Genomic DNA, 8429 nt, shown 5'->3' on the forward strand with positions numbered 1-8429 from the left:
TCTTCCGGCAGAAATTCGTTTCTGTGCGAAGTGGCTTGAGATAATAAAGTAACATGAACCAGCACGCTCCCATCTCGAACATCAAAACAGGTCATTCGGCTTGCCCGCACGACTGTCCGTCAACTTGCGCACTCGATGTCGAAATCCTCGATGAGCGCACCATAGGGCGCGTGCGCGGCGCAAAGGACAACAGCTACACGGCTGGCGTCATCTGCGCCAAGGTCGCGCGCTATGCCGAGCGTGTCCATCATCCCGACCGCCTCAAGCATCCGCTGGTTCGTGCCGGTGCGAAAGGCGCGGGGCAGTGGAAGGAAGCTTCATGGGAAGCAGCACTTGATCTCATTGCCGAGCGCTTCCTGAAAGCCGAGCATGAGTTTGGCAGCGAAAGCGTCTGGCCCTATTACTATGCTGGCACGATGGGGCTGGTGCAGCGCGACTCGATCAATCGTCTGCGTTTCGCCAAGCGCTATTCCAACCAGTTCGACAGTTTCTGTACCAATATGGCCTGGACTGGCTATTTTGCGGGAACAGGAAGCCTGACCGGTCCCGATCCGCGTGAAATGGCAAAGGCAGATGTGGTGGTGATCTGGGGCACCAATGCCGCCGCCACGCAGGTCAATGTGATGACCCACGCGGTTCGGGCGCGAAAGGAACGCGGCGCAAAGATCGTCGTCATCGATGTTTATGCCAATGCGACCGTCCGGCAGGCGGATATGGGCATTGTGCTGAAACCGGGTACGGATGGCGCCTTTGCCTGCGCGGTCATGCATGTGCTGTTCCGTGATGGCCTTGCAGACTGGGATTATCTGGAGCGCTACACCGATGATCCGAAAGGACTGGAAGCGCATCTTCAAACCCGGACACCGGAATGGGCGGCCGCCATCACCGGCCTGTCCGTCGAAGAGATCGAGGCATTTGCCCATCTCGTCGGCAAGACCAAGCGCACCTATTTCCGTCTCGGCTATGGTTTCACCCGCCAGCGCAACGGCGCGGTGAACATGCACGCAGCTTCTTCGATTGCCTGTGTGACAGGCGCTTTCCTTTATGAAGGCGGTGGTGCATTCCACTCGAACTCAGGCATCTTCAAGATGGACAAGCGCGAGATCGAAGGTCGCGCCATGCAGGATGTAGGTCTTCGTTTTCTCGATCAGTCGAAGATCGGTCGTATTCTCACCGGTGACAGTGAGGCTCTTTATGGCGGCCCACCCGTCATGGCGATGCTGATCCAGAACACCAACCCGATGAATGTGACGCCGGAACAGAGGCTGGTTCGCAAAGGTTTCGCGCGCGAGGATCTTTTCGTTGCAGTGCACGAACAGTTCATGACCGATACGGCGAAGATGGCCGATGTCGTCCTGCCTGCGACGACATTCCTTGAGCATGACGATATCTATCGCGGCGGTGGACAGCAGCATGTGGTTCTGGGACCGAAGCTGATCGAGCCTCTTGCCGATGCGCGCCCGAATATTTTCGTTATCAACGAATTGGCGAAACGTCTCGGCGTTGCGCATCTGCCGGGTTTTGATCTCGACGAGCGCACGCTGATCGACAACATGAATGCCAATAGCGACCTGCCGCAATTCGACGAATTGAAGGAAAAGCGCTTTGTCGATCTGCAGCCGCCCTTCGAAGAAGCGCATTATATCAATGGCTTCAAATGGCCGGATGGCAAGTTCCGCTTTCGTCCTGACTGGACCGGAAGCCCGTCGCCGAACAAGCCGCCGGAAGTCATGGGGCTGCAGGGACCCTTCCAGTCGATACCGGAATTTCCAGACCATTGGGAAGTGATCGAAACGGCGGATGCCGAGCATCCCTTCCGCATGACGACCTCACCGGCGCATAACTTCCTGAATTCGACCTTTGCCGAGACACCGACATCGCTCGCCAAGGAAATCCGGCCAGAATTGCTTATTCATCCTGATGACGCGGCTGAGCTTGGCATCGAGAATGGTGAGCGGATCGAGATCGGCAATCATCGTGGCGAGCTGGTGCTTCATGCCGTGCTGCGTGCCGGGCAAAAGCGTGGTGTCGCGGTGTCGGAGGGCATTTTCCCGAATTCGACATTCGAGCGCGGCGAGGGGATCAATATATTGATCGGCGCTGAACCTGCCGCACCCTATGGCGGGCTGGCGGTGCACGATACCAAGATCTGGATTCGAAAAATAAACTCATAAATATTTATCCAACAACGCCGGGGCGCATATATAAACTATATATGCGCCCCGGCGTTGTTGTTTATTCGCACTGCTCGTTAGCCAGCGTAACGCAGTTTCAGCTTGGAAACACCCACAGCTGCATTCAGGCCACGCTGGCCCTGAAGCGAGATCGGCTGAAGCGAAATCGTCTTCCACGAACCGCCGGTCAGGATGTTGGTGCCGAAGCCGACGCCGATCGCGGCATTGGCAGATGCGCCGACATAACGGCCCTGAAGAGCGCCTTCGGGACGAACGGTCGGAGCCCACACAGCCCAGGCGACACGACCGCCATTGATGAAGCCGACATCGATACCGAGCTTGGTAATCGTCCCTGTATAACGCTCAGCCGGACCACGTCCACGGGCTGGGCTGAATACGCAGTCCACATCCTGCTGGCTGCCGATGATGACGCCGATGGCAGGGGAGATATCGCAGGACAGCGTGCCGACTTCCGAGCGCGGCTGGGTGCGACCCGAAGCGGGAGGAGCTACGTAGTCGGCAGCAATGGCTGGAGCCGTGACCGCAATGCCTGAAATGACGGCCATTGCCGAAAGGAAGGAAGTCGAAAAACGGAGAGACATGTCCTTGTCCTCTTCTAAAACACACATTGAAAGAGACGCTTACACGTCCCTTAACGAGATTTGCCGAAGCAAGTTCCGTTACGAAGGGGAATTAGAGCTTTTTGCGGGAAATTAAAGTTTTATTAACAAAAAACTTCGTCTGTGATTAATTTGCCGCGGTTGAACATGGAAAGAGCGCCATCAGGCGCTCAAAACCATCGCATCGGCCATATCCGGCTGGCCGTTTTGCTCATCGGCAAATTTGCGAAGAGCCAATGCATAAAGTTGATGCTCGGCTTTGAGAACGCGGGCTGCGAGCGCTTCGGCATCGTCGCCAACATGTACCGGCACCGCCGCCTGGGCCAGAATCGGACCTTCATCCATCTCTTCCGTGACCAGATGAACGGTACAGCCTGCGACTTTCATGCCCGCATCCAGCGCGCGCTGATGGGTATGCAGTCCAGGGAAAAGCGGGAGCAGGGAAGGATGAATGTTGAGGATGCGGCCTTCATAGGGAGCAATGAAGCGGCCCGACAAGAGGCGCATATAGCCAGCAAGGCAGATCATATCCGGTTTCAACGCGGCGAGCGCGTCCAGAATGGCATCTTCATGCTCATCCTTCGAGGCAAAGTCCTTGCGCTTGAAAACCTGTGTCGCAATACCGGCAGCCTTTGCTTTGGCAAGGCCACCAGCTTCTTCCTTGTCGGAAAAGACCGCCACCACTTCCGCCGGAAAATCGGCGGCTTGCGCAGCGCGGATCAGCGCCTCCATATTGGAGCCGCCGCCCGAAATGAAGATGACGACCCGCTTGCGGCTCATAGCGAAAGCGTGCCTTTGTAGACGACGCCGTCCTTTTCACGCTTCACCATCTGGCCGAGCGTGACAACCTTTTCGCCTTCAGCGGCAAGGGCAGCCACGACTTCCTCGACCTTTTCAGGCTTCACGACGGCAATCATGCCGATGCCGCAATTGAATGTGCGCAGCATTTCGTTCGGCTCGACGCCGCCCGTCTTGGCAAGCCAGGAGAAGACCGCCGGAACGGAAATCGACGTAAGATCGATTTCGGCAGCGAGACCGTCCGGCAGAACGCGCGGAATATTGTCGGGAAAACCGCCGCCAGTGATGTGGGCCAGCGCCTTGATACCGTCTGAAGCGCGGATCGCAGCGAGGAGGGGCTTCACATAAATACGTGTTGGGGTGAGCAGCGCTTCACCGAGTGTTGCGCCCGGCTGGAACGGGGCATCGGACTTCCAGCCGAGGCCGGAGAGTTCAACGATGCGGCGTACCAGTGAAAATCCGTTGGAATGAACACCGGACGAAGCAAGGCCGAGTATGACATCACCTTCGGCGATATCGCCACGCGGCAGCAGACGGTCGCGTTCAGCCGCACCAACAGCGAAACCGGCAAGATCATAATCGCCGTCGCGATACATGCCGGGCATTTCAGCGGTTTCACCGCCTATCAGTGCGCTACCGGCTTGTCGGCATCCTTCTGCGATACCCGCAACGATATCGACACCCTGATCCGGCGAAAGCTTGCCGGTCGCAAAATAGTCGAGGAAGAAAAGCGGTTCAGCACCCTGAACGACGAGATCGTTGACGCACATGGCAACAAGATCAATGCCCACCGTGTCGTGCTTGTCGGCATCGATGGCGATCTTCAGCTTGGTGCCGACACCATCATTGGCGGCAACGAGTACCGGATCCTTGAAGCCAGCAGCCTTGAGGTCGAACAGCCCGCCAAAACCGCCGATCTCGCCATCCGCACCGGGGCGGCGCGTGGAGCGCACGAGCGGCTTGATCTTCTCGACCATCAGGTTCCCGGCATCGATGTCGACACCAGCCTGCGCATAGGTCAGGCCGTTCTGGCCAACAGGCTTATCGGCGGGCTTATTTTCCATGGTCATGGCCTGCTCCTGAAATTGGGTGCTTATCCACGCAGCTGTTTAATGCATTTTCGGCAAAAGCGTGTAACGGTTTTGCTCAAGAAAAATGCGATAAACAGAGAATGTGCGCGCAATGGCACGAGACGGCGCTGCCTGCAAGGCCACAAGGCTCGAAAAGAGCGAAACAGTGCAGGATTCTGCCTGAAATCGTAAAGCACCGTCCATAACTCGATAGAAGGTTGTGTTTCGTCAGGCTTTTCGCACAGACATTGCAATCCTCAGTAACCGTTCTAACTTGTTCCCGTTCGCACTAAGATATCCGTAACGCCATTCTGCTATCAGGACTGGCTCTATCCAATTCGTTTCCTGGAAATAGATGCACATGGTCAAGAAACCGACACCCACGCGCACGAGCGCCAGCCGAACGATCCGTCAGTCGGAAGCGACAGTTCGGGATGGTGATATCCACGTCAATGTGGAAGTCGGCGCGCTGACCGGCTCTTCGGTGCGCCGTCAGGCGATGTTCTGGGTGGGGACCGTCGCGGTCTTCGTTCTGTTCCTGATCGTATTCAGTTCAGTGCTGTTGCCTTTTGTTGCGGGCATGGCGCTGGCCTATTTCCTCGACCCTGTCGCAGACAGGCTGGAACGTTTCGGCTTGTCCCGGCTTACGGCCACAATCGTCATCCTGCTCATCTTCCTGATGGCGCTGGTAGTCGGCCTGATGATTATTGTGCCGATCTTGGCAACCCAGCTAGCTGACTTCATTTCTAAAATTCCAGACTACATCACACAACTTCAGTCGCTTCTGGCAAACGAAGATTCGCAATGGCTGAAGAAATATATCGGTATTGACAGTTCGGTCATTCAGCAGAATCTGAGTTCTCTGCTCCAGCAGGGCGCCGGGTTCATGTCGACCTTGCTTCAATCCCTGTGGAATTCGGGGAAATCGCTGATCGATATTGCGGGGCTTTTCGTCGTCACTCCGGTGGTTGCATTCTACATGCTTCTGGATTGGGACCGCATGGTCAGCAGCATCGATTCATGGGTGCCGCGCCGCCAGCTTCATACCGTGCGCCGCATCGCCCGCGAGATGAATGCCGCCGTCGCCGGTTTCATTCGCGGGCAGGGAACGCTCTGTCTCATTCTGGGAACCTATTACGCCATCGGTCTCACGCTGACCGGACTTAATTTCGGCCTGTTGATCGGCTTTTTTGCCGGTCTCATCAGCTTTATTCCCTATATCGGTTCCTTTGTTGGTCTGGCGCTCGCCATCGGTGTGGCGCTGGTCCAGTTCTGGCCTGACTGGATCATGATCTGTGCCGTCGCGGGTGTGTTTTTCCTTGGTCAGTTTGTGGAAGGAAACATCCTCCAGCCGAAGCTCGTCGGCTCGTCCGTGGGGCTTCATCCGGTCTGGCTTATGTTCGCTCTTTTTGCCTTCGGCTCGCTGTTCGGCTTTACAGGAATGCTGGTGGCAGTGCCCGCAGCGGCTGCAGTCGGGGTGCTTGTGCGGTTCGCATTGAATAGCTATCTCCATTCACCGATGTATGATCCTGCCTACCATCAGCCAAACCCCGACGCCGGGCCGCTGATCGAGGCAGGCGAGAATGCAGGCAAAGAGAAATGAGATTGGGTCGTAACCGGACAAGGTTTGAAACGGGATTTGCAGGAGGCCGCGATGCGTGAGGCACCGCGCCAGATTCCGTTGAATCTTGAGCATCAGCCCGGTTATCATCGGGAAGACATGATCGTCACGGGTTCTAACCGTGCCGCTGTCGATCTTATCGATCGCTGGCCGAACTGGCTGTCGCCTGTCACGATCCTTGCCGGGCCGACGGGATCAGGCAAGACGCATCTGGCGGAAATCTGGCGCGCCGGAACAGGTGCACTTCTGGTAGACCCCACGAACATTACCGAGGAAGCTGTAAACGGCGCTGCCGAATATCCGGTGCTGATCGACGATATAGGTGCTGCGCCTTTCGATGAAACCGGACTTTTCCATCTCATCAACAGCGTTCGGCAGAATGCGGCTCAGGGGGTTGGGCCTTCCCTGCTCATGACCTCCCGTCTGTGGCCAGCCAACTGGAACGTAAAGCTTCCCGATCTTGCCTCGCGCCTCAAGGCTGCAACCGTCGTGGAAATTTCGGAACCGGACGATCTGCTGCTTTCCGGCGTTATTCACAAACTCTTCGCGGACCGGCAGGTAAGCGTCGAGCCGCATGTCGTCGCCTATCTGGTGAGCCGGATCGAGCGCTCGCTTCTGTCTGCGATCCAGATCGTCGACAAGCTTGACCGGGCGGCACTTGAGCAGAAAAGCCGCATCACGCGCACGCTTGCCGCTCAGGTTCTGGCGGGCAGCGAACAGCCGGAACGCTGAGGATGAAGATAGCGGTCACCGGAGCGGGTGGTTTTATCGGAAGCGCACTCACTCAAGTGCTAATCGGGGAAGGGCATGAAGTCCTGCCTCTGTCCCGGAATGAACTGTCTGATCCATATTTCTCAGGTGTTGAAACGGTTGTTCATTGTGCAGCACTTGCTCACCGCACTGGCGCAGAACGACCGGATGCCGATACATTCAATGCGGTCAATCATCGACTGGCCGTGGAACTCGCCACCAAGGCAAAAGCCGCCGGCGTAAAGCGCTTCGTGTTTGTATCCACGATCTATACGATTGTGGGAAACCCGTCGCCGCTGAGGCCGGACATGCCACTGAAGCCGCGTGATGATTACGGCCGTGCCAAGGCGAAGGCGGAAGCCGATCTGCGCGAAATCAACGGGATCGAGATCGTCATCGCGCGCCCGGTTCTCGTTTACGGTCCCGGAGCGCGGGCGAACCTGAAAGCCTTGATGAAGCTCTGCAACAGCGGATTGCCGTTGCCGTTCGGTCTGGCAGACAACAGGCGCAGTTTCGTGTCGCTTGAAAACGTCGCCCATGCGCTGACATTTTTAAGCGTGGCGCCTGCCGAAAAGGTTGCCGGGCGGGTGTTTCATCTTGCTGAGCCGCAACCGCGCTCCACAAAAGAACTCGTGACGAAGCTGCGTGCTGCCTTGGGAAAGCCTTTGCGTCTTGTACCCGTTCCACCGGTCTTCATGCGGCTCCTGCTATCGGCAGCGGGCAAAAGCGGTCTCTACGACCAGCTTTATGGTGATCTGGTCGCAGACAGTTCATCACTGATTGAAGCAGGATTCGATTATCTGCCGGGCGATCGGCAGCTCGAAGCAATGGCGCGTGGTCTGGATTAGAGCATGTCTCCCAAAAGTGGGAACCGGTTTTTGGGATAAAGACAAGCGTAAAAACAAAGAGATAGAGCGGTTCCGTTTTAACCGGAGCAGCTCTAGTTTTTCTGGCCGACAGCTTTGGGCGGCTCCATGCGTGAATGCGCTGGATTTGGAGCCTGTTTTGGTGCGGCTGCCGTTGCAGTTTGCGTCTTCCTGGCAATCGAGCCGGTGATAAGGCTTGCACTGTCAGGCTTGTTGCGTCCACCGATAAGCTGATCTTCATGCACCCAGCCGATCATGTTCGTCTTCGGGACGATCACGCGATGCCAGCGTCCGGTCTTTCCATAGGAGCGCATCTCACGGCCTTTTTCCACGACGCCGATGGATGGCGACTTGTCCCACGCATTCTTATGGATGGTGAGTCGCGCCTTGGCATAAATCACCGAAGGCGAGCTTGCGGGAGTGTTGACGCCACGCGGCGGCATGGAGCGCAGTGCAGCGGCTGGTGGGGACACGACAACCTGATTTGTGGGGCGGGGCGGGGTGGCGGTCTGGATTGCTGCCTGCTGTAC

7 protein-coding genes and 1 pseudogene are annotated in these 8429 nt (G+C 56.9%); 4 read left to right on the plus strand and 4 right to left on the minus strand.

Features of this window, described 5'->3' with window-relative positions; all coding sequences use genetic code 11:
* Nucleotides 1-53: 53 nt before the first annotated feature.
* Nucleotides 54-2174 (plus strand): molybdopterin oxidoreductase family protein, encoded by a 2121-nt coding sequence (locus tag CES86_RS16295; RefSeq protein ID WP_029925199.1) that lies wholly within the window; start codon nt 54-56, stop codon nt 2172-2174.
* 77 nt (nt 2175-2251) lie between these two features.
* Here CES86_RS16295 and CES86_RS16300 read toward each other — a convergent pair whose 3' ends face one another.
* The 3 genes from CES86_RS16300 to purM form a co-directional block, all read right to left on the minus strand.
* Entirely contained in the window at nt 2252-2776 is a 525-nt protein-coding gene (locus tag CES86_RS16300; protein WP_010661690.1) for a DUF992 domain-containing protein, read from the minus strand.
* 180 nt (nt 2777-2956) lie between these two features.
* Nucleotides 2957-3574: a phosphoribosylglycinamide formyltransferase gene (purN, locus tag CES86_RS16305; RefSeq protein WP_029925196.1), complete on the minus strand. Its 618-nt coding sequence runs from the start codon at nt 3572-3574 to the stop codon at nt 2957-2959.
* A complete protein-coding gene (gene purM / locus CES86_RS16310) occupies nt 3571-4662 on the minus strand; it encodes a phosphoribosylformylglycinamidine cyclo-ligase (protein ID WP_029925191.1) in 1092 nt (363 codons plus the stop codon). The genes purN and purM overlap by 4 nt, the downstream gene beginning before the upstream one ends.
* A gap of 361 nt (nt 4663-5023) precedes the next feature.
* On the opposite strand from purM, the gene CES86_RS16315 reads away from it, so the two are divergent.
* The 3 genes from CES86_RS16315 to CES86_RS16325 are packed head-to-tail and all read left to right on the plus strand — an operon-like array spanning nt 5024 to nt 7881.
* Entirely contained in the window at nt 5024-6265 is a 1242-nt protein-coding gene (locus CES86_RS16315) for an AI-2E family transporter (RefSeq protein ID WP_029376318.1), read from the plus strand.
* A gap of 51 nt (nt 6266-6316) precedes the next feature.
* The gene (gene hdaA / locus CES86_RS16320; protein WP_010661694.1) at nt 6317-7015 is read left to right on the plus strand and encodes a DnaA regulatory inactivator HdaA; all 699 of its coding nucleotides are present in this window, start codon (nt 6317-6319) and stop codon (nt 7013-7015) included.
* A 2-nt stretch (nt 7016-7017) separates the two neighbouring features.
* On the plus strand, nt 7018-7881 hold the full coding sequence (locus CES86_RS16325) for an NAD-dependent epimerase/dehydratase family protein (RefSeq protein ID WP_040129477.1): 864 nt from the start codon (nt 7018-7020) through the stop codon (nt 7879-7881).
* 92 nt (nt 7882-7973) lie between these two features.
* Here the strand turns inward: CES86_RS16325 and CES86_RS16330 are convergent.
* Nucleotides 7974-8429: pseudogene (locus CES86_RS16330) on the minus strand (hypothetical protein); the annotation flags it as partial.

It is taken from the genome of Brucella lupini (genome assembly GCF_002252535.1).
GTDB lineage: Bacteria > Pseudomonadota > Alphaproteobacteria > Rhizobiales > Rhizobiaceae > Brucella > Brucella anthropi.